The 19592-nt window shown below is 71.7% G+C and carries 14 protein-coding genes; 5 read left to right on the top strand and 9 right to left on the bottom strand.

The annotated features are described in order from the left end of the window. Positions 1-4: 4 nt before the first annotated feature. From ACZ4Z2_RS05595 to ACZ4Z2_RS05570, 6 genes are all read right to left on the bottom strand, one after another. Positions 5-937, bottom strand: coding sequence for a branched-chain amino acid ABC transporter permease (locus ACZ4Z2_RS05595; protein ID WP_468072655.1), 933 nt, complete (start codon positions 935-937; stop codon positions 5-7). A 110-nt stretch (positions 938-1047) separates the two neighbouring features. Continuing rightward, complete coding sequence (locus tag ACZ4Z2_RS05590; RefSeq protein WP_468072653.1) at positions 1048-2277, bottom strand: branched-chain amino acid ABC transporter substrate-binding protein; 1230 nt, start codon at positions 2275-2277, stop codon at positions 1048-1050. Positions 2278-2556: 279 nt separating this feature from the next. Further along, positions 2557-3183 carry a Tat pathway signal sequence domain protein gene (locus tag ACZ4Z2_RS05585; RefSeq protein WP_468072652.1) on the bottom strand — a complete coding sequence of 209 codons (627 nt, stop codon included), beginning with the start codon at positions 3181-3183 and terminating at the stop codon, positions 2557-2559. After that, positions 3180-3584, bottom strand: coding sequence for a hypothetical protein (locus ACZ4Z2_RS05580; protein WP_468072650.1), 405 nt, complete (start codon positions 3582-3584; stop codon positions 3180-3182). Before ACZ4Z2_RS05580 ends, ACZ4Z2_RS05585 begins: the two co-directional genes overlap by 4 nt. 64 nt (positions 3585-3648) lie before the next feature. Next, a complete protein-coding gene (locus ACZ4Z2_RS05575; protein WP_468072648.1) occupies positions 3649-4134 on the bottom strand; it encodes a PaaI family thioesterase in 486 nt (161 codons plus the stop codon). Between the two features lie 72 nt (positions 4135-4206). Further along, a complete protein-coding gene (locus ACZ4Z2_RS05570; RefSeq protein WP_468072646.1) occupies positions 4207-6486 on the bottom strand; it encodes an FdhF/YdeP family oxidoreductase in 2280 nt (759 codons plus the stop codon). Between the two features lie 161 nt (positions 6487-6647). Between ACZ4Z2_RS05570 and polA the strand changes: the two genes are divergently transcribed. Next, positions 6648-9374: a DNA polymerase I gene (gene polA, locus ACZ4Z2_RS05565; RefSeq protein ID WP_468072644.1), complete on the top strand. Its 2727-nt coding sequence runs from the start codon at positions 6648-6650 to the stop codon at positions 9372-9374. 362 nt (positions 9375-9736) lie between these two features. Here the strand turns inward: polA and ACZ4Z2_RS05560 are convergent, their stop codons facing one another. Next, the gene (locus tag ACZ4Z2_RS05560; protein ID WP_468072643.1) at positions 9737-10585 is read right to left on the bottom strand and encodes a DUF4184 family protein; all 849 of its coding nucleotides are present in this window, start codon (positions 10583-10585) and stop codon (positions 9737-9739) included. 360 nt (positions 10586-10945) lie between these two features. On the opposite strand from ACZ4Z2_RS05560, the gene ACZ4Z2_RS05555 reads away from it, so the two are divergent. The 3 genes from ACZ4Z2_RS05555 to pgfA all read left to right on the top strand — a co-directional run bounded on the left by ACZ4Z2_RS05555 (position 10946) and on the right by pgfA (position 14066). Next, positions 10946-12712, top strand: a complete 1767-nt coding sequence (locus ACZ4Z2_RS05555) for a lytic transglycosylase domain-containing protein (RefSeq protein WP_468072641.1) — start codon at positions 10946-10948, stop codon at positions 12710-12712. A 155-nt stretch (positions 12713-12867) separates the two neighbouring features. Then, the gene (locus ACZ4Z2_RS05550; RefSeq protein ID WP_468072639.1) at positions 12868-13002 is read left to right on the top strand and encodes an SPW_0924 family protein; all 135 of its coding nucleotides are present in this window, start codon (positions 12868-12870) and stop codon (positions 13000-13002) included. 71 nt (positions 13003-13073) lie between these two features. Beyond that, entirely contained in the window at positions 13074-14066 is a 993-nt protein-coding gene (gene pgfA, locus ACZ4Z2_RS05545) for a cell envelope lipid trafficking protein PgfA (RefSeq protein ID WP_468072637.1), read from the top strand. On the opposite strand, the gene ACZ4Z2_RS05540 is transcribed toward pgfA, so the two are convergent. Then, positions 14056-16668, bottom strand: coding sequence for an ATP-dependent RNA helicase (locus ACZ4Z2_RS05540; protein ID WP_468072635.1), 2613 nt, complete (start codon positions 16666-16668; stop codon positions 14056-14058). The two genes, pgfA and ACZ4Z2_RS05540, sit on opposite strands and share 11 nt — an antisense overlap. A 64-nt stretch (positions 16669-16732) precedes the next feature. Next, entirely contained in the window at positions 16733-17590 is an 858-nt protein-coding gene (locus ACZ4Z2_RS05535) for a class I SAM-dependent methyltransferase (RefSeq protein ID WP_468072890.1), read from the bottom strand. 376 nt (positions 17591-17966) lie between these two features. Here ACZ4Z2_RS05535 and rpsA point away from each other — a divergent pair, with 376 nt between their 5' ends. Next, the gene (rpsA, locus tag ACZ4Z2_RS05530; RefSeq protein WP_468072633.1) at positions 17967-19463 is read left to right on the top strand and encodes a 30S ribosomal protein S1; all 1497 of its coding nucleotides are present in this window, start codon (positions 17967-17969) and stop codon (positions 19461-19463) included. Positions 19464-19592: the final 129 nt, after the last annotated feature.

Here is a 19592-nt window from a genome sequence, read left to right as displayed (position 1 = left end):
GGTGTCACGCCCTGTCCGACACGCGCTCGCCGAGCAGGCCCTGGGGCCTGAAGAGGAGCACGAGGATGAGGAGTACGAACGCCCAGACGTTGGCCCAGGACTGGCTGCCGAACTGTTCCATGCCGGGGATCTCGGCGATGTAGGCGGTGGAGAGGGCTTCGGCCAGGCCGAGGACGACGCCGCCGAGCATGGCGCCGTAGATGTTGCCGATGCCGCCGAGGACCGCGGCGGTGAACGCCTTGAGGCCGAGGATGAAGCCCATGCGGAACTGGACCTGGCCGTACTTGAGGCCGTAGGCGACCGCTCCGACGGCGGCGAAGGCCGCGCCGAGGGCGAAGGCGACCACGATGATGCGGTCGGTGTTGATGCCCATGAGCTTGGCGGTGTCGGGGTCCTGGGCGGTGGCCTGCATGCCGCGGCCGGTGCGGGTCTTCATGACGAAGTAGGCGAGGACCGCCATGCTGATCGGCGCGGCGACGAACAGGAAGATGTCACCGGTCTGGATGGTGACGCTGCCGATCTCGAAGGGGCCGCCCGCGATCTGCGGGAAGTTGACCGATTCCTTGGCGTCCGGGTACCAGGCCCACACCGCCTGCTGCAGGGCCAGGGAGAGGCCGATGGCGGTGATGAGGGGGGCGAGGCGGGGGGCCGTGCGCAGGGGCCGGTAGGCGAGCCGTTCGGCGCCCACGGCGGCGAGTACGGCGACGATGATGCCGCCGATGAGCATGAGCGGTAGTGCGACCCACATGGAGGTGCCGTCGGGCAGTACGTACAGGTAGACCGTGACGGCACCGAAGCCGCCCAGCATGAAGATCTCACCGTGGGCGAAGTTGATGAGCTGGACGATGCCATAGACCATCGTGTAGCCGATGGCGACCAGCCCGTACATGGATCCTAGTAGCAGGCCGTTGACCAGCTGCTGCGGCAGTTCGTTCACCGCATGTCCTCCGAGACTTTCGGATGTTCGACGAATGTGACCGGATGTGAGTCCGCGCGGGGCGCTCGATGGTGCAGCGCCCCGCGCGGCTCATGGATGTGCGGGTGGGATCAGCCGGTGTAGGTACCGGACTTGACCGCCTTCCACTCCCCGCCCTCGACCTGGTAGACGGTGAGCTGCTTGTTGGTCGTGTCGCCGTACTCGTCGAAGGAGACCTTGCCGGTCACGCCGTCGAAGGAGACGTTCTGCATGGCGGCGGTGATCTGGGCGCGGGCGTCGTCGGGAAGCTTGCCGTCGTTGTCCTCGACGACCTTCTTCACGGCTTCGATGATGGCCCAGGCGGAGTCGTAGGAGTAGCCGCCGTAGGCCGCGTAGGGCTCCTTGTAGCCCGCTTCCTTGTAGTCGGCGACGAAGTCCTTGGCGGAGGGCAGTTCCTCGACCGGGGCGCCGACGGAGGTGGAGAAGTCGCCGGTGGCGGCGCTGCCGCCGAGGTCCATGTAGGCCGGGTTGTTGATGCCGTCGCCGCCCGCCACGGGGATCTTGGCGCCGGCGGCCTTGATCTGCTTGGTGAGGGGGCCGGCCTGCGGGTACTCGCCGCCGTAGTAGACGACGTCGGCGCCGGAGCTCTTGACCTTGGTGGCGACCGCGGAGAAGTCCTTGGTCTCGGGGTCGATGTGCTCGGTGCCGACGACCTTGCCGCCGAGCTTCTTGAACTCGTCGGTGAAGGTGGCGGCGAGGCCGGCGCCGTAGGTCTTCTTGTCGTCGATGACGAAGACCTTCTTCTTCTTGGCGTCGTTGTAGAGGTACTGCGCGGCGAACGGGCCCTGGATGGCGTCCGTGGTCGCGGTGCGGAAGTACGACTTGTAGGGGCGGGCCTTCTTGTTCTTCCAGTCGGCGCCCTGGGTCAGGGTCGGGCCGGTGTTGGCCGGGGAGACCTCGACGAGCTTGGCGTCGTCGAAGACCTTCTGCATGGACTCGGCGACCGAGGAGTTCAGCGGGCCGACGACGCCGAGGACCTCCTTCTTGGCGACGAAGGTGGCCGCGTTCTGCTGACCCGAGGAGGGCTGCGCCTGGTCGTCGAGGGCTTCGATCTTGAAGGTTATGCCCTCGACGTACTTCTTCTTGTTGGCCGTCTTGACGGCCAGGTCGGCGGAGTTCTTGATGCCGAGACCCATGGCGGACAGGTCACCGGTCAGCGGGGCGTCGACGCCGATGACGACAGTGGTGCCACCGCCGGTGTCAGAGCTGCCCTTCCCCTCGTCGCGCGAGCCGCAGGCGGTGAGGGTGAGTGCTCCCGCCGCCAGCGCGGCGGTGATGGCGATGAGCGAACGTTGACGCACGATCAGTCCTTTCCCTGGCACGGCCCTCCCTGTTGGAAGCGACCGAGTCGAGCGCTGGGCCGAAGTCGTGACTTCGAATCCGTTGGCGCGGTGACTGGCGGTGACTCTAAGCGGGTGTAGGGAATGTGGAGGAGAGTCTGGCCAAGGCTGTGACGCTCTTGTTATGACACGAGGTAATGCAGAGCGGTACTCAGCGGGTGGATGCGCGGAATTCAGGCCGATTCGCCCTGTCCATATATTGAGAACGTGCAGGATCGGGTGGCGACTGCTCAGGAGTGTTCAGCCTTTTGCTGATGACGCGGAATCGTTGCCACAGGCGACGTACAGGGCGTCGGAGAGGTCCCTGGCGTAGCGCTCGCCCAGCATGAAACTGTGCACTTTCATTGCGCGCGCATTACGGAGAGTTACATCCAGGAAAGGCAGCCCGGCGTTTCCCGGTACTTTTCCGCATTCCGTGACGTGCAGGGTGATGACGATCTCGCGCGGTCTGCCGTGGGCCGTCCGGAACGGCGGACGCGGCTTCGAGGTCAGCCTCATGCCGGCGTAGGGCTGGGTCATGCGCTCGACGGAGACGGGCGGGCCGGAGCGCACCGACAGCCTCATCTCGAAGGCGAAGGTCCCGGGCGATGCGCCGGGGGTCGGGGCGAGTGCGCCGAGGTAGACGAGGCCGACGGCCTGCGAGGGGTAGGGGGTCGCGGTCGGCGGGCTCGGGGCGGGCCGGGTGGCGTACAGCGCCCCGCCACCGACGAGGACGGCCACGGCAGCCGAGGAGGCGAGCGCGGCGCGGCGGTGCTCGGCGCAGAACCGTACGAGCCGCCCGGGCCGGCGCGCAGGCCCGCGATCCCTCTCCGCGTCGTCCCACGCGCGCGTGCCCTCACCCGGCTCGACGGGGCCGACCCCGCTCACCGCCAGGGCCTGTCACCCGGACCGCCCTCGCGGTACCACTGCGCACAACTCGCCCTCGCCCGCCGGTCGATGAGCCGCTCCGCTGCCTGAGGGCCCGCGCGCATCTTCTCGGCCCGTGCGGCGTCGACGACCTCGCGCAGGATGTCGTACTGCCCGTTCGACAGCCCCATGGACTGGTAGTCGCCGTAGGTGTCGTCGTCGAGCGTCCTGCGCGACCAGTACGAGACGAGGCCGGCGCACAGCTCCTCGGGCGGGGTGGCCGACGGCGACGCCGGTCCGCTCGCCGTCCCGCCCGCCGCGCCGGCGTCCGTGTCCGACGCCCCGCACCCGGTGACCAGGGCGCCGATCAGCAGCACCGGTCCCAGGGCGGCCCTCCATCCGAGGGCTCCTCCCGTTCCCATGCCCCGAAAACTAGACCCGGCCGCCGCCGCCCGCCAGCGTCCGGCCGGTGGACTCGGCGGCGGGTCAGCTCCCCGTGGCCCGCTGGGCATCCGTCGGCGTGACATCGCGCAGCAGGCAGGTCAGCCGGGCCGTGCACACCCGCTTGCCCGCCTCGTCGCTGATGACGATCTCGTACGTGGCGGTGGAGCGCCCCCGGTGCACGGGCGTGGCCACGCCCGTGACCAGCCCGGACCGTACGCCGCGGTGGTGGGTGCAGTTCAGGTCGACGCCCACCGCGATCTTGGAGCTGCCCGCGTGCAGCATGGAGCCGACCGAGCCGAGGGTCTCCGCGAGCACGGCGGACGCCCCGCCGTGCAGCAGCCCGTACGGCTGGGTGTTGCCCTCGACCGGCATGGTGCCGACGACGCGGTCCGCGGACGCCTCCACGATCTGCACGCCCATACGGGTGCCCAGGTGCCCCGCGGAGAACATCGCGACCAGGTCGACGCCGAGTGCCGCGTACTCGTCGATGACCTCTTGCGGGAACGTGACGTGGTGCTGCTCGCCCATGGGGCTCCGTTCGTCGTCGACCGCCGCGCGCCGTCGACGGTCGTATACCGGCCTGACTGGCTGAGCAAACGCTCAGTCGGTCGCCGATTGTTCCAGACGGACCACGACGGACTTGCTGGCCGGGGTGTTGCTGGTGTCCGCGGTCGCGTCCAGCGGCACCAGGACGTTGGTCTCCGGGTAGTACGCGGCGGCGCAGCCGCGGGCCGTCGGGTAGAGCACGACCCGGAAACCGGGTGCCCGGCGCTCGACGCCGTCCTTCCACTCGCTCACCAGGTCCACGTAGGAGCCGTCGGCGACCTTCAGCTCCGCGGCGTCCTCAGGATGGACGAGGACGACCCGGCGGCCGTTGGTGATGCCCCGGTAGCGGTCGTCCAGACCGTAGATCGTGGTGTTGTACTGGTCGTGCGACCGCAGGGTCTGCAGCAGCAGACGGCCCTCGGGCAGCTGGGGGAACTCCACCGGCGCGGCGGTGAAGTTGGCCTTGCCGGTGGCCGTCGGGAAGCGGCGCTCGTCGCGCGGGGCGTGCGGCAGCGCGAAGCCGTTCGGGTCGGCCACGCGCGCGTTGAAGTCCTCGAAACCGGGCACCACGCGCGCGATGCGGTCACGGATCGTCGCGTAGTCCTTCTCGAACTCCTCCCACGGCGTGCGGCTCTTCTCGCCGAGGACGCGGCGGGCGAGGCGGCACACGATGGCCGGCTCGGACAGCAGATGCCTGCTCGCGGGCTCCAGACGGCCCCGTGAGGCGTGGACCATGCCCATGGAGTCCTCGACGGTCACGAACTGCTCGCCACCGCCCTGGAGATCCCGCTCGGTGCGGCCCAGGGTGGGCAGGATCAGCGCCCGAGCGCCCGTGACCGCGTGCGAGCGGTTCAGCTTCGTCGACACGTGCACCGTCAGCCGGGCCCGGCGCATCGCCGCCTCGGTGACGTCCGTGTCGGGGGACGCCGACACGAAGTTGCCGCCCATCGCGAAGAACACCTTCGCCTTGTCGTCTCGCATGGCCCTGATGGCCCGCACCACGTCGTAGCCGTGCTCCCTGGGCGGCGCGAAGCCGAACTCCTTCTCCAGGGCGTCCAGGAACGCCGGGGCGGGCCGCTCGAAGATGCCCATCGTGCGGTCGCCCTGCACGTTGGAGTGGCCGCGCACCGGGCACACGCCCGCGCCGGGGCGGCCGATGTTGCCCCGCAGCAGCAGGAAGTTGACCACCTCGCGGATGGTGGGCACCGCGTGCTTGTGCTGGGTCAGGCCCATGGCCCAGCAGACGATCGTCCGCTTCGAGGCGAGGACCATGCGCAGCGCCTCGTCGATCCGCTCGCGCGTGAGGCCGGTCGCGGTGAGCGTCTCCTCCCAGTCGGCGGCGCGGGCGGCCTCGGCGAACTCCTCGAAGCCGTGCGTGTGCTCACGCACGAACTCCTCGTCGACCGCGCCCTCGGTCTGCAGGATCAGCTTGTTGAGGAGGCGGAACAGGGCCTGGTCGCCGCCGATGCGGATCTGCAGGAACAGATCGGTGAGGGCGGCGCCCTTGAGCATGCCCTGCGGGGTCTGCGGGTTCTTGAACCGCTCCAGGCCCGCCTCGGGCAGCGGGTTGACCGTGATGATCTTCGCGCCGCCCGCCTTCGCCTTCTCCAGGGCGGACAGCATGCGCGGGTGGTTCGTGCCCGGGTTCTGCCCGGCCACGACGATCAGGTCCGCCTTGTACAGGTCCTCCAGCAGGACGCTGCCTTTGCCGACGCCGATCGTCTCGGACAGCGCGGAGCCCGACGACTCGTGGCACATGTTGGAGCAGTCCGGCAGGTTGTTGGTGCCGAACTCGCGCGCGAACAGCTGGTACAGGAACGCGGCCTCGTTGCTGGTGCGCCCCGAGGTGTAGAAGAGGGCCTCGTCGGGGGAGTCGAGGGCGTTCAGCTCCTCGGCGACGATGTCGAAGGCGCGCTCCCAGGACACCGGCTCGTACCGGTCGCCTCCCTCGGGCAGGTACACGGGGTGGGTGAGCCGGCCCTGCTGGCCCAGCCAGTAGCCGCTGCGGGTGGCCAGGTCGGCCACGGTGTGCGCGGCGAAGAACTCCGGGGTGACCCGGCGCAGCGTTGCCTCCTCGGCGACCGCCTTCGCGCCGTTCTCGCAGAACTCCGCCGTGTGCCGGTGCTCGGGCTCCGGCCAGGCGCAGCCGGGACAGTCGAAGCCGTCCTTCTGATTGACCCGCAGCAGCGTCAGCGCGGTCCGCTTCACCCCCATCTGCTGCTGCGCGATCCGCAGGGTGTGCCCGATCGCGGGGAGCCCCGCCGCCGCGTGCTTCGGCTGCGCGACCTGCGGCGCGTCCTGAACCGGATCACTCTTGGGCGCCTTGCCGGCCATCGCTGCTCCCCATTCGCCTGCGTGTGCTGTCGAGCCCGAGGTACGCCTTCGATCCTCGCACGTGTCACCGGCCGCGATCGAGATCGGTGCACGAGGAGGGTGCGGGGGTGCGGGCGGCGGGCGTGGTCCGAGTGTCAGTGGCACGTGGCAGGATCGGGTGCGTGGCAGAGACAGCATCGAAGAAGACCGACACGACCTCCGGCGGCAACCGTCCCCGGCTCATGCTCATGGACGGGCATTCGCTGGCCTACCGCGCGTTCTTCGCGCTCCCCGCGGAGAACTTCACCACCGCGACGGGCCAGCCGACGAACGCGATCTACGGCTTCGCGTCGATGCTGGCGAACACGCTGCGCGACGAGGCGCCCACCCACTTCGCGGTGGCGTTCGACGTCTCCCGCAAGACCTGGCGCTCCGAGGAGTTCACCGAGTACAAGGCGAACCGCTCGAAGACCCCCGACGAGTTCAAGGGCCAGGTCGAGCTGATCGGCGAGCTGCTCGACGCCATGCACGCCGTGCGCTTCGCCGTCGACGGCTACGAGGCCGACGACATCATCGCCACCCTCGCCACCCAGGCCGAGGCGGAGGGCTTCGAGGTCCTCGTCGTCACCGGCGACCGCGACTCCTTCCAGCTGGTCTCCGAGCACACCACCGTGCTCTACCCGACGAAGGGCGTCTCGGAGCTGACCCGGTTCACCCCGGAGAAGGTGTTCGAGAAGTACGGCCTGACCCCCGCGCAGTACCCGGACTTCGCGGCCCTGCGCGGCGACCCGTCCGACAACCTCCCCGGCATCCCCGGTGTCGGCGAGAAGACCGCCGCGAAGTGGATCAACCAGTTCGGTTCGTTCGCGGAGCTGGTCGAGCGCGTCGGGGAGGTCAAGGGCAAGGCCGGGCAGAACCTCCGCGACCATCTGGAGGCCGTCAAGCTCAACCGCCGCCTCACCGAGATGGTGCGCACGGTCGACCTGCCGAAGACGGTCACCGACCTGGAGCGCGCCCCGTACGACCGCAAGGCCGTCGCGATGGTCCTGGACACCCTGGAGATCCGCAACCCGTCGCTGCGCGAGCGGCTGCTGGCCGTCGACCCGGGGGCGGAGGAGGCCGACGCCGCCCCGCAGCCCGCCGCGGGTGTCGGGGTGGACGGCACGGTCCTCGCCTCCGGCGAGCTGACCGGCTGGCTCACCGAGCACGGCACACAGCCGCTGGGCGTCGCCACCGTCGACGCGTGGGCGCTCGGCACCGGCTCGGTCACCGAGATCGCGCTCGCCGCCGCCGGGGGAGCGGCCGCCTGGTTCGACCCGACCCAGCTGGACGAGACGGACGAGACCGCGTGGGCGACCTGGCTCGCCGACCCCGCCCGGCCCAAGGTGTTCCACAACGCCAAGGGCGCGATGCGGGTCTTCGCCGAGCACGGCTGGACCATCGAGGGCGTCACCATGGACACCGCCCTCGCCGCCTACCTGGTCAAGCCGGGCCGACGCTCCTTCGACCTGGACGCGCTGTCCCTGGAGTACCTGGGCCGGGAGCTGGCCCCCGCCGCCACCGCCGACGGCCAGCTGGCCTTCGGCGCGGACGACGGCGCCGAGGCCGAGGCCCTCATGGTGCAGGCCCGCGCCATCCTCGACCTGGGCGAGGCGTTCGGGCAGCGCCTGGAGGAGGTGGGCGCCGCCGAGCTGCTGCGGGACGTGGAGCTGCCGACGTCGGCGCTGCTGGCCCGCATGGAGCGCCACGGCATCGCCGCGGACCGCGCCCACCTGGAGGCCATGGAGCAGATGTTCGCCGGCGCCGTGCAGCAGGCGGTGAAGGAGGCGCACGCGGCGGCCGGGCACGAGTTCAACCTCGGCTCGCCCAAGCAGCTCCAGGAGGTCCTGTTCGGCGAGCTGGCCCTGCCCAAGACCAAGCGCACCAAGACGGGGTACACCACCGACGCGGACGCCCTGGCCTGGCTCGCCACCCAGACCGACAACGAACTGCCGGTCATCATGCTCCGCCACCGCGAGCAGGCCAAGCTCCGCGTCACCGTCGAGGGCCTGATCAAGACCATCGCGACGGACGGCCGCATCCACACCACCTTCAACCAGACCGTCGCCGCCACGGGCCGTCTCTCCTCGGTCGACCCGAACCTGCAGAACATCCCCGTCCGCACCGACGAGGGACGGGCGATCCGCCGCGGCTTCGTCGTCGGCGAGGGCTTCGAGTCGCTGATGACGGCCGACTACAGCCAGATCGAACTGCGGGTGATGGCGCACCTCTCCGAGGACGAGGGCCTCATCGAGGCGTTCACCTCCGGCGAGGACCTCCACACCACCGCCGCCGCCCAGGTGTTCGGGGTCGAGCCGGGCGCGGTCGACGCGGAGATGCGCCGCAAGATCAAGGCGATGTCGTACGGCCTGGCGTACGGCCTGTCGGCGTTCGGGCTCTCCCAGCAGCTGAACATCGACGCGGGGGAGGCCCGCGCCCTGATGGACGCCTACTTCGAGCGGTTCGGCGGTGTCCGGGACTATCTGCGCCGGGCGGTCGACGAGGCGCGGGCGACGGGGTACACGGCGACGCTCTTCGGCCGCCGCCGCTATCTGCCCGACCTCAACAGCGACAACCGCCAGCGCCGTGAGGCGGCCGAGCGGATGGCACTGAACGCGCCGATCCAGGGCACAGCCGCGGACATCGTCAAGATCGCCATGCTGAACGTGGGCCGCGCCCTGGAGGACGCCGGCCTCACGTCCCGCATGCTCCTTCAGGTCCACGACGAAATCGTCCTGGAGATCGCCCCCGGCGAGGGCGCCCGCGTGGAGGAGCTCGTCCGCCACGAGATGTCCAACGCGGTCCGCCTCCGCGCCCCCCTGGACGTCTCGGTGGGCCAGGGCCCGGACTGGGAATCGGCGGCCCACTAGGGCCTGTCGTCGGATCACGGGGAGGGGCCCGGACACCCACCGGGCCTCTCTCCGGGTCACCCGGCTGGCCCCCGTCGAGGCGACCCCCGGGGAGGGGCGGCGTGAGGATGCCCGCATGGGCATACGCACGCTCCGCCGCCGTACCGCGACAGCTGCCGGCCGCCTGCCACAGGCGCTCACCCGCCTGACCAGGGTGCAGCCCCGCTTCCCGTGGGCGCCCCACCGCCGCTGGGCGCACACCCTGCTCCCCTGGCGGCTCACCCACCCCCTCCCGGCGCTGCTGGGCCACGTCCCGCCGTACGCCCCCGGCGCGGCCCGACCCCGCATCCCCCGCGGCGCCCCCGCACGCCGCCGCCCGGTGCTCAGCGGCGGACCGAGCTGTCCGCCTCCGCGCCGGCTGCGGGCGCCGCAGCGGGGGCCGGGCGCCAGACCCTGACACCCGCGCCGTACAGCACCACCCCCAGCATCAGTCCGGCCCCGGCCCCGAAGCACACCGTCGGGATCACCTCGTACGGCTTGGCGACCGAACCCCGGAAGGCCCACCAGCGGGCCACCCGCTGCGCCGCCGCGACGACCGCGCACCCCCCGATCACGGCCCAGGCCACCCATCGGTCGGCCGGCGAGAGCACCGGCACACCCACGGGTTCGACCACCGGCTGCCGGCGCAGGGCCCGCACGAGGAACACGGCGATCACGACCGCCGCGACCGCCGAACCGCCGTACTGGAGGTACCAGTACAGGGGTGAGCCCGCGATCTCCTCGCCCAGCACCGGCAGCAGCCGCATCCCCCACCGGTCGAGATGGGTGAACGCGTCCCAGACGACGTGGGTGAGCGCACCGAGTACCGCGGAGACGTACCACCACAGCGCAAGCGACGGACTCACCCGCCGCACACCCGCCCCGCACCGCACCAGTGAGGCCACCCGCGCCCGCCGCCCCTTCGGCAGCAGCGCGACGAGCGGCTCACGGAGCACCAGCCACACCCCCACCAACGCCCAGGTGAACACCACGTCGACGGTGAAGACCCCGGCGAAGGAGTGCGTGACGTCACCGAATTCCATCGCCCCGGGCAGCACACTCGCCGCGTAATAGGTCAGATCGGGCGCGAACGAACCGGCGACGAGCACCGACGGCACGAGGCGTCCGCGCGCGCTCCCGTCCCCGCGCAACGCGGGCAGCACGGCTGCCGCATGGCTCAGCGTGAAAGGCAATTCGTCCCCCTGTGGCGGATTTTGTGGCGTTGTCCGTTAGTATGCGCGACGGGCGCCCCCGACCCGGCGTGCGCCCGCGCGACAGCGAACCGACAAGGGCAACCGGCGAAAACCGGGCGTGAACGGGTGCCCGGGCGACCGAAGTTGTCGTAGGGTCGCCTGGGCCGCCGCGCCGGTGTGTGCGGGGGCCTCCGGAAATCCGGACAGGAAAACGCCGGAAGAGGGCAACCAAATCCGGAACTCCGGAGTCGGTGTAGCAGAACGGGAAAGCTGCTCCGGAAAAAATCCGGAGAAGTTGTCCGAGACAGTACCAAAAGGGAAGAACGCCAAGGCGATCGACCACCGGGGAGGGTTCACTCAATGGCGGCGCAGTTCGGATTGAGGCTCCGCAAGGGGGCGGCCACCACCGCCCTGGCCGCGGCCACGGTAGCGGCACTGGCCGCGTCCCAGGCCCCGGGAGTGACCACCGACAGCGCCGGGAGACAGACCAGCGGGTCACCCTCGCCCGAGGCGACCACCTACTCCGAGGACACCGCGTCGGGCGACTCGCGCTACTACACGGACCTCCCGCCCCTCGACAGCCCCAACCCCTCGCCCGGCACGGGCGGCGGCTCGGGCGCGGTCGGCGCCGGCGAACGCGGCATCCCCGCGACCGTCCTCGACGCCTACAAGAAGGCCGAGGCGTCCCTGCGCGACTCCAAGCCCGGCTGCAACCTGCCCTGGCAACTGCTCGCCGCCATCGGCAAGGTCGAGTCCGGCCAGGCCCGCGGCGGCCGCGTCGACGCGAACGGCACGACGATCGGCAAGATCCTCGGCCCCCAGCTCAACGGCAACGGCTTCGCCAACATCAGCGACACCGACAACGGCGCGTACGACGGCGACAGCACGCACGACCGGGCGGTCGGCCCCATGCAGTTCATCCCCTCCACCTGGGAGTGGGCGGGCCGCGACGGCAACAGCGACGGCGCCAAGGACCCCAACAACGTCTACGACGCCGCCCTGGCCGCCGGCCACTACCTGTGCCGGTTCAACTGGGACCTGGCCGACTCCGGGAACCTGCGCAGCGCGATCCTCAGCTACAACAACTCGACGGCCTACTACAACACCGTCATGTCGTGGCTGGAGTACTACCGCAAGGGCACCCACGAGATCCCGGACGGCACCGGCTCGCTGCCCCGCACCCCGAGCGACAACGGCAACAGCGGCGGGAGCAGCGGGAACCAGGGCGGTTCCAGGCCCAGCCCCAGTCCGACCCCGCCGAAGACGGACAAGCCCGGAGGCCACAAGCCCGGTGGCGGCAAGCCCGGCGGCGGCTCCACGCCCAAGCCGCCGACCCCGCCCACCCCGCCGACCAAGCCGCCCACCAACACCGACACGGTGCACCACCTGGAGGCCGCGGGCCCGGCCAAGCTCACCGCGACGGCCGGCGACACCTTCACCGACCGGATCGCCGCCCGCACGGAGACCAAGGCGGGCAAGGCCGTGGCGAAGGTCAGGGTCCGCTTCACCGTCGTCGGCGACACGGACACCGCCTTCACCGGCGGCGAGAAGGTCGCCACCGTCGTCACCGACAGCACCGGCAAGGCCACCGCCCCCGCGCTCGTCGCCGGCGAGAAGGCCGGCGCCGTCACGGTCCGCGCCACCGTCGTGGGCCGCAGCGTGGCCGCCCTGGACTACACGGCGACCGTCACCGCCCGCCGGGCCGACGCCCTCGCCCGCACCACGACCACCGAGCTGACCTGCGTGGCGAACGGCGCGTTCGCCGAACAGGTCGTGGTCAAGGCCACCTACAAGGGCGCGGTCGCCGACAAGGTCGCGGCCACGGCGACCCTCATCAAGTCCCCCCAGGACCCCACCGAGAACGACAAGGGCCCCTACTTCGAGAACCCCGCCGACGGCAAGCCCCTCCGCACCCTGACGGGCCTCACGACCGACGAGAACGGCCTGCTCACGCTGCCGAAGCTGCACGCGGACGACGCCACCGGCACCTTCCTGCTCCGTATCGTGACCGAGGGCGGCGCGACCCTCACCGTCGAACTGAAGGTGGAGGCCGCCCCCGTGGAGGCGACCCCGACGGAGGCGACCCCCACGGAGTCCGCCTCGCCGAGCCCCAGCGCCTCGCAGTAGCCACCGCGCACCCGCGACGACGGCGCCCCTCTTCCCGAGGGGCGCCGTCGTTGTCCGTGCAACGTGTTCTCATCTCGCCCGGCCGTTGCTACGGTGCCCAACCTGACGATGTATCAGTTCCCGCTGCCGGCGGGCCCGACGGCCGGGAGGTCCGGATGCGCGCCCTGATCGCCGCCGCGAGCGGTCTCGCCCTGGCGTTCGCCCTGGTCCTCGCGCTCACGGCGCTGGGCACACCGACGGGGGAGACGTCCCCGAAACCCCTGCTGACGACGGTGCCCTCACATCCGTAGCCCAACGGCCGAGGCACCGCTGACGGCCCACGCCGACCGCACACCCCCAACCGCCCGGGAGGGAGGCCGAGATGCACCGCAGGGCCGCTCTGATCCTGCTCGCGCTCGCCGTGTTCTTCACCGCGCTGTCCCCGCTGACCCGCTGGTACGCCTTCCCGCGCCTGGCCAAGGTCCCCGCCGACCAGTACCAGGACATGGTCCTCGTCGCGAAGGACGCCACCCTCCTCGACTACGGCACCATGACCGAGCGCAAGGTCCCCCAGGTCACCATCGTGCAGACCCTCAGGGGCAACGTGGAGGCATCGGAGAGGATCGAGCAGACGGTGGACCGCGACGTGGTCGTCTGGGACGGCCTCTCGTACGTCCAGGGCCCCGACGGCGAGATGGTCTCCAAGATCCCCGAGCGCTACGTCTTCGACGCCCACACCCAGGAACCCGTCCACGCCCGCGGCGAGTCGGTCGACGGCGACCCCGTGCGCCGCGAGGGCCTGGAGTTCAAATGGCCCTTCCTCACCGAACCCCGGGACTACGAGTACTTCGACGCCCAGGCACGCCTCACCGCCCCCATCCACTACAAGGGCACCGAGGACTTCCGCGGTGTGGAGGTCTATTACTTCGAGCAGACCATCCCCTGGACCGAGGTCCCCTTCCCCCGGATCATGCCCGTCGAGGGCATCACCCGTGAGACGGTCGCCAGGACCGGCACGACCCGCTGGTACACCACGGTCCGCAAGTTCTGGGTGGAGCCGGTCACCGGCGCCCCCGTGTACGGCGAGGAGATCCACAAGGAGGAACTGCGCGGCGGCACCCTCCTCGGCGACCGCGCGAAGGTGACCGCGTTCGCCGGCCACGTGAAAATGCGCGAGGACTACATCGAACACACCGTCGACCTCGTCACGTCCCAGCGCCTCGTCGTCCTCCTCATGACCTCCTACCTGCCCTGGGGCTTCCTGGGCCTGGGCCTCCTGCTGCTGGCCCTCGCCCTCCACGCCGAGGCCCGGGGCCGCCGACCGGGCGGACCCGAGGCCGAGGAACCCGTCACCTCCGAGCCGGTCACCGCCTGAGCCGCGCGTTCGTGAAGCGGGTCGGCTCGGCCGCCGCCGGGTCCTCCGGCCAGGGATGCCTGGGATACCGTCCGCGCAGCTCCGCCCGAACGGCCCGGTACCCGTCCTTCCAGAACGAGGCGAGATCGGCGGTCACGGCGGCGGGCCGCCCGGCGGGGGACAGCAGATGCACCAGCACCGGCACCCCGGCGAGCACGGGCGACTCCCGCAGCCCGAACATCTCCTGAAGCTTCACCGCCAGCACCGGCTGCTCGGGCCGCGCGTAGTCGACGCGGATCCGTGACCCGCTCGGCACCTCGATCCGCTCGGGCGCGAGCTCGTCCAGCCGTACGGCGTCCCCGCTCGCCCACGGAAGCAACCGGCCCAGCGCCTCCCCGGCGTCGATCCGCCCGAGGTCCGCCCGCCGCCGGGCACGGCTCAGCTCGGGCTCCAGCCAGTCGTCCACGCGCGCGCGGAGGGCACCGTCGGAGACATCGGGCCAGGGCTCACCGAGACGCGCGTGCAGGAAGGCGAGCCGCTGCCGCAGCGACTCGGCGCCCTGCGACCACCGCAGCAGCCCCAGTCCTTCCGTCCGCAGCCCCTCCAGCAACGCCGCCCGTACGAGGTCCGGCTCGGGGTCCCGGATCGGCCGCACCGCCAGCTCCACGGCCCCCAGCCGCTCCACCCGCCGTGCCACGACGTCCCCATCGCTCCACCGCACCTCCGCGCTCTCGCCGTGCAGGGCCTCGGCCGCCGACCGCGCCACCTCCTCGTCGACGACGGCCGCGAGCCGCACACGCGCGTGCCCGGCGCCCACCGGCCGGTCCGCCACGGCCACCGCGAGCCAGGGAGCGTTCCGCAACGCCGACCCCTCCTCCAGCCGCGTCCGAGTCCCGCTGACCATCAGATGCGCCCCCGGCACCGCCTTCGCGACCCGCTCGGGGAAGGCCAGCGCCGCCACCGTGCCCACCAGCCACTCGTCCGAGTCGGCGGCCGGCGCACGGCGGCCGGCCGTGGTCGGGCGGTCGTCCGGGCTCCGCGGATCGCGGTCGCCGGTGGGCCGCGTGCCGTGCTCGCCACCGGGCCGCTGGGGGGACGGGCGGGACGTGTCCGGGGGCGGCGGGGCCACCGCCGCCCGCAGGCGTCGTACCTCCGCACGCCAGCGGCCGGTGTAGGCGTCACCCCCGCGCCGGGCCGCCCGCAGGACCGCCAGGAGGTCGTCGCCGTACTCCCGCGGCGGCTCCTCGCTCAGCAGCGCCACGACCTCCGCGGCCCGCTCCGCCCCCACCAGGGGCGCCGCGTCCAGGAGCGCCCGACCCAGCCGGGGATGCAGGCCCAGCCGCGCCATGCGCGCACCGCGCGGGGTGGCCCGCCCGGCGGCGTCCACCGCGCCGATCGCCGACAGCACACCCCGCGCCGCCGCCATGGCCCCGCCCGGCGGCGGGTCGAGCAGCGCGAGACCGGCGGCCTCCGGATCGCCCCAGCAGGCCGCCTGGAGGGCGAACGCCGTGAGGTCGGCCACCTGGATCTCCGGCGCCGGGAACCGGGGCAGACGGCCGTCCTCGGCCTCCGCCCAGCACCGGTACACCGTCCCCGGCGCCTCACGCCCGGCGCGCCCCGCCCGCTGCCGCCCGGCCGCCTGCGACGCCCGTACGGTCGTCAGGGCGCTGAGCCCGCGCGCATGGTCGACCCGCGGCTCCCGGGCCAGCCCCGAGTCGACGACCACCCGGACCCCCGGAACCGTCAGCGACGACTCCGCCACCGACGTCGCCAGCACCACCCGCCGACGCTCCCCACCGGCCAGCACCGCGTCCTGCACGGCGGCCGGCGCCCGCCCGTGCACCTGGAGGACGTCGACGCCGCCGAGAGCGCCCAGCTGCCCCGCCACCCGCGCGATCTCGCCCACGCCCGGCAGGAAGCACAGCACGTCCCCCGACCGCTCGGCGAGCGCCCGCCGCACCACCGAGGCCACATGCGCCGGCAGCGCCGGATCGACCCGCGTCCCGTGCGGCGGCCGCACCGGCCGGGACGGCGGCGCCCACACCACCTCGACGGGGTACGACACGCCCTCCGCCACCACGACCGGCGCGCCGCCCAGCAGCCGCGCCCAGCCCTCCGCGTCCGTCGTCGCCGACGCCGCCACCAGCCGCAGCTCGGGCCGCAGCGCCTCCCGCACGTCCAGCAGGAACGCCGCCACCGTGTCCGCGTCCAGATGCCGCTCGTGACACTCGTCGAGCACCACCACGTCGACCCCGGCGAGTTCCTGGTCCCGCTGCAACCGCTGCAGCAGCACACCGGTCGTGACGACCTCCACGCGCGTGTGCCGCCCCACGACCCGCTCGCCGCGCACCGTGTGGCCGACGCTCTCGCCGGGCCTCTCGCCCAGCAGCCACGCCATCCGCCGCGCCGCCGCCCGCGCGGCGATCCGCCGCGGCTCGGCGACGACCACCCGCCGCGCGGGTCCGCCGTCCAGCAGCCCGGCCAGCGCGAGCGGCACCAGCGTCGTCTTGCCGGTGCCGGGCGGCGCGACGAGAACGGCGGTGCCGTGCCCCTCCAGGGCGTCGGTCAGACCGGGCAGGGCGCCGCGCACGGGCAGCGCGTCCAGAGCGTCGTAACGGATCACGCCTCTCAGTGTCGTACGGACGCCGCGACGCCCCGCAGGTGAGCCGGACCGGCGGCCGTGCGCCTCAGTCCCGCGCGCACACGAAGATCGCGGTGCCCGGGATCAGGTTCCCGCGCAGCGGCGACCAGCCGCCCCACTCCGAGCTGTTCCACGCGGGCCACTCCGGCTCGACCAGGTCGATCAGACGGAGGTCCGCCGCGACGACGTCCCGGACGCGGTCGCCGAGCGTCCTGTGGTGCTCCACGTACACGGCCCGCCCCTCCTCGTCCTGCTCGACGTACGGCGTGCGGTCGAAGTACGACGCGGACACCGACAGGCCCTCGGGGCCCGGCTCGTCCGGGAACGCCCAGCGGATCGGATGGGTCACCGAGAAGACGAACCGCCCCCCGGGCCGCAGGACGCGGCGGACCTCCCGCAGCACCCGCACGGGGTCCGCGACGAAGGGCAGCGCCCCGTACGCCGAGCACGCCAGGTCGAAGGAGGCGTCCGCGAAGGGCAGGTCGCCCGCGTCGGCGCACACCAGGGGGAAGCCGCCGCCGATCCGCAGGGCGTGCTGGAGCTGCCGGTGCGACAGGTCCAGGGCGACGGGCCGGGCCCCCTGCGCGGCGAGCCAGCGGGAGCACTGCGCGGCCCCGGCGCCGATCTCCAGGACGTCCTTGCCCTTCAGCTCCTCCGGCGGCCCCAGCAGCTCCGCCTCGACCTCGTCGAGCCCCTCCGGGCCCCAGACGAAACGGTCGTCGCCGAGGAACGTGCCGTGCTCGGTCTGGTAGTCGTCCGCGTTCCGGTCCCACCAGCCCCGGTTGGCCCGGGAGCTCTCCGCCACCCCGGCCTCGCGCCGGGTGGCCTCGGGCTCGTCGGCATCGGGGGAGCCGGCGGCCGCCGGGGCGGTGGAGATTTCGTGGACATCGCGCTCTTGGATGATCGGCTCCCTCGTCGTACTCTTCCGTAACCCGAGTGGCGCGACGGCCCCAGAATCGCGTCACGGAAGGTGTGTCCCCGGCCTGCGCGGCCTCAGGGGGCAGGATTTGTGCCGGGTATGCGGCGTTCCGCCCCGGGTGGTGCGCCTTCGCGCATTGACCCTGCCTGGCTGCCCCCGTATGCTACAAGTTGCGCTGCGGGCCTGCGCACCTCAGACGTAGCAGGCTGCGCTCGCATCTGTTGTATGTCCCCTCGGTTGTCGAGGCGCCACCAGTGGTTTTGTGGCGCTTCCTTGGCTGTCCGGCTTCTGCAGAGCGAAACGGGCTCCCGGCGTAAGCAGTACCTACGACTTCAATGTCCGTACCGGAGCCCTTTCCCACATGACGAGCAGCACCGAGACCACCGCCACCACCCCGCAGGTAGCGGTCAACGACATCGGTAACGAGGAAGCCTTCCTCGCCGCGATCGACGAGACGATCAAGTACTTCAACGACGGCGACATCGTCGACGGCGTCATCGTGAAGGTCGACCGGGACGAGGTCCTGCTCGACATCGGTTACAAGACCGAAGGCGTTATCCCGAGCCGTGAGCTCTCGATCAAGCACGACGTCGACCCCAACGAGGTCGTCGCCGTCGGTGACGAGATCGAGGCCCTGGTCCTCCAGAAGGAGGACAAGGAAGGCCGCCTGATCCTCTCGAAGAAGCGCGCCCAGTACGAGCGTGCCTGGGGCACCATCGAGAAGATCAAGGAAGAGGACGGGATCGTCACCGGTACCGTCATCGAGGTCGTCAAGGGTGGTCTCATCCTCGACATCGGCCTCCGCGGCTTCCTCCCGGCCTCTCTCGTCGAGATGCGCCGCGTCCGCGACCTCCAGCCCTACGTGGGCAAGGAGCTCGAGGCCAAGATCATCGAGCTGGACAAGAACCGCAACAACGTGGTCCTGTCCCGCCGTGCCTGGCTGGAGCAGACCCAGTCCGAGGTCCGCCAGACGTTCCTCACGACCCTCCAGAAGGGTCAGGTCCGCTCCGGTGTGGTCTCCTCGATCGTCAACTTCGGTGCCTTCGTGGACCTGGGTGGCGTCGACGGTCTGGTCCACGTCTCCGAGCTGTCCTGGAAGCACATCGACCACCCCTCCGAGGTCGTCGAGGTCGGCCAGGAGGTCACGGTCGAGGTCCTCGACGTCGACATGGACCGCGAGCGCGTCTCCCTGTCGCTGAAGGCGACCCAGGAAGACCCGTGGCAGCAGTTCGCCCGCACCCACCAGATCGGCCAGGTCGTGCCCGGCAAGGTCACGAAGCTGGTTCCGTTCGGTGCGTTCGTCCGCGTGGACGAGGGCATCGAGGGTCTGGTCCACATCTCCGAGCTGGCCGAGCGCCACGTGGAGATCCCGGAGCAGGTCGTCCAGGTCAACGACGAGATCTTCGTCAAGGTCATCGACATCGACCTCGAGCGCCGTCGCATCAGCCTCTCGCTGAAGCAGGCCAACGAGTCCTTCGGTGCCGACCCGGCCTCGGTCGAGTTCGACCCGACCCTGTACGGCATGGCCGCGTCCTACGACGACCAGGGCAACTACATCTACCCCGAGGGCTTCGACCCCGAGACCAACGACTGGCTCGAGGGCTACGAGAAGCAGCGCGAGGAGTGGGAGCGCCAGTACGCGGAGGCGCAGACCCGCTTCGAGCAGCACCAGCAGCAGGTCATCAAGAGCCGCGAGGCCGACGCCGCCGCGGCCGAGGAGGGTGGCGACGCCGCCGGTGCGGCTCCGGCCGCGGGTGGCGGTTCGTACTCCTCCGAGGGTGCGGACAACTCCGGCGCGCTGGCCTCGGACGAGGCTCTCGCCGCCCTGCGCGAGAAGCTGGCCGGCGGCCAGAGCTGACCGCTCGCCGCTGAGGCATAGCCGATAACACGTCGGGCCCGCATCCCCTCCGGGGGGTGCGGGCCCGACGTGTGTCCGCGCCACCGCGTTCCGGCGCGGGTGGACCGCACGTCGGTGTGCGCGAGCCGC

The sequence above is a fragment of the Streptomyces sp. NPDC030183 genome (assembly GCF_055573455.1).
This window is presented reverse-complemented; position numbering and strand designations above follow the sequence as displayed.

Excerpts from the sequence above, each read along its gene's own strand:
- ACZ4Z2_RS05570 (WP_468072646.1), bottom strand. The coding sequence starts at position 6,486 with ATGGCCGGCAAGGCGCCCAAGAGTGATCCGGTTCAGGACGCGCCGCAG.
- ACZ4Z2_RS05580 (WP_468072650.1), bottom strand. The coding sequence starts at position 3,584 with ATGGGAACGGGAGGAGCCCTCGGATGGAGGGCCGCCCTGGGACCGGTG.
- ACZ4Z2_RS05550 (WP_468072639.1), top strand. The coding sequence starts at position 12,868 with ATGCGCGCCCTGATCGCCGCCGCGAGCGGTCTCGCCCTGGCGTTCGCC.
- rpsA (WP_468072633.1), top strand. The coding sequence starts at position 17,967 with ATGACGAGCAGCACCGAGACCACCGCCACCACCCCGCAGGTAGCGGTC.
- pgfA (WP_468072637.1), top strand. The coding sequence starts at position 13,074 with ATGCACCGCAGGGCCGCTCTGATCCTGCTCGCGCTCGCCGTGTTCTTC.
- ACZ4Z2_RS05555 (WP_468072641.1), top strand. The coding sequence starts at position 10,946 with ATGGCGGCGCAGTTCGGATTGAGGCTCCGCAAGGGGGCGGCCACCACC.
- ACZ4Z2_RS05575 (WP_468072648.1), bottom strand. The coding sequence starts at position 4,134 with ATGGGCGAGCAGCACCACGTCACGTTCCCGCAAGAGGTCATCGACGAG.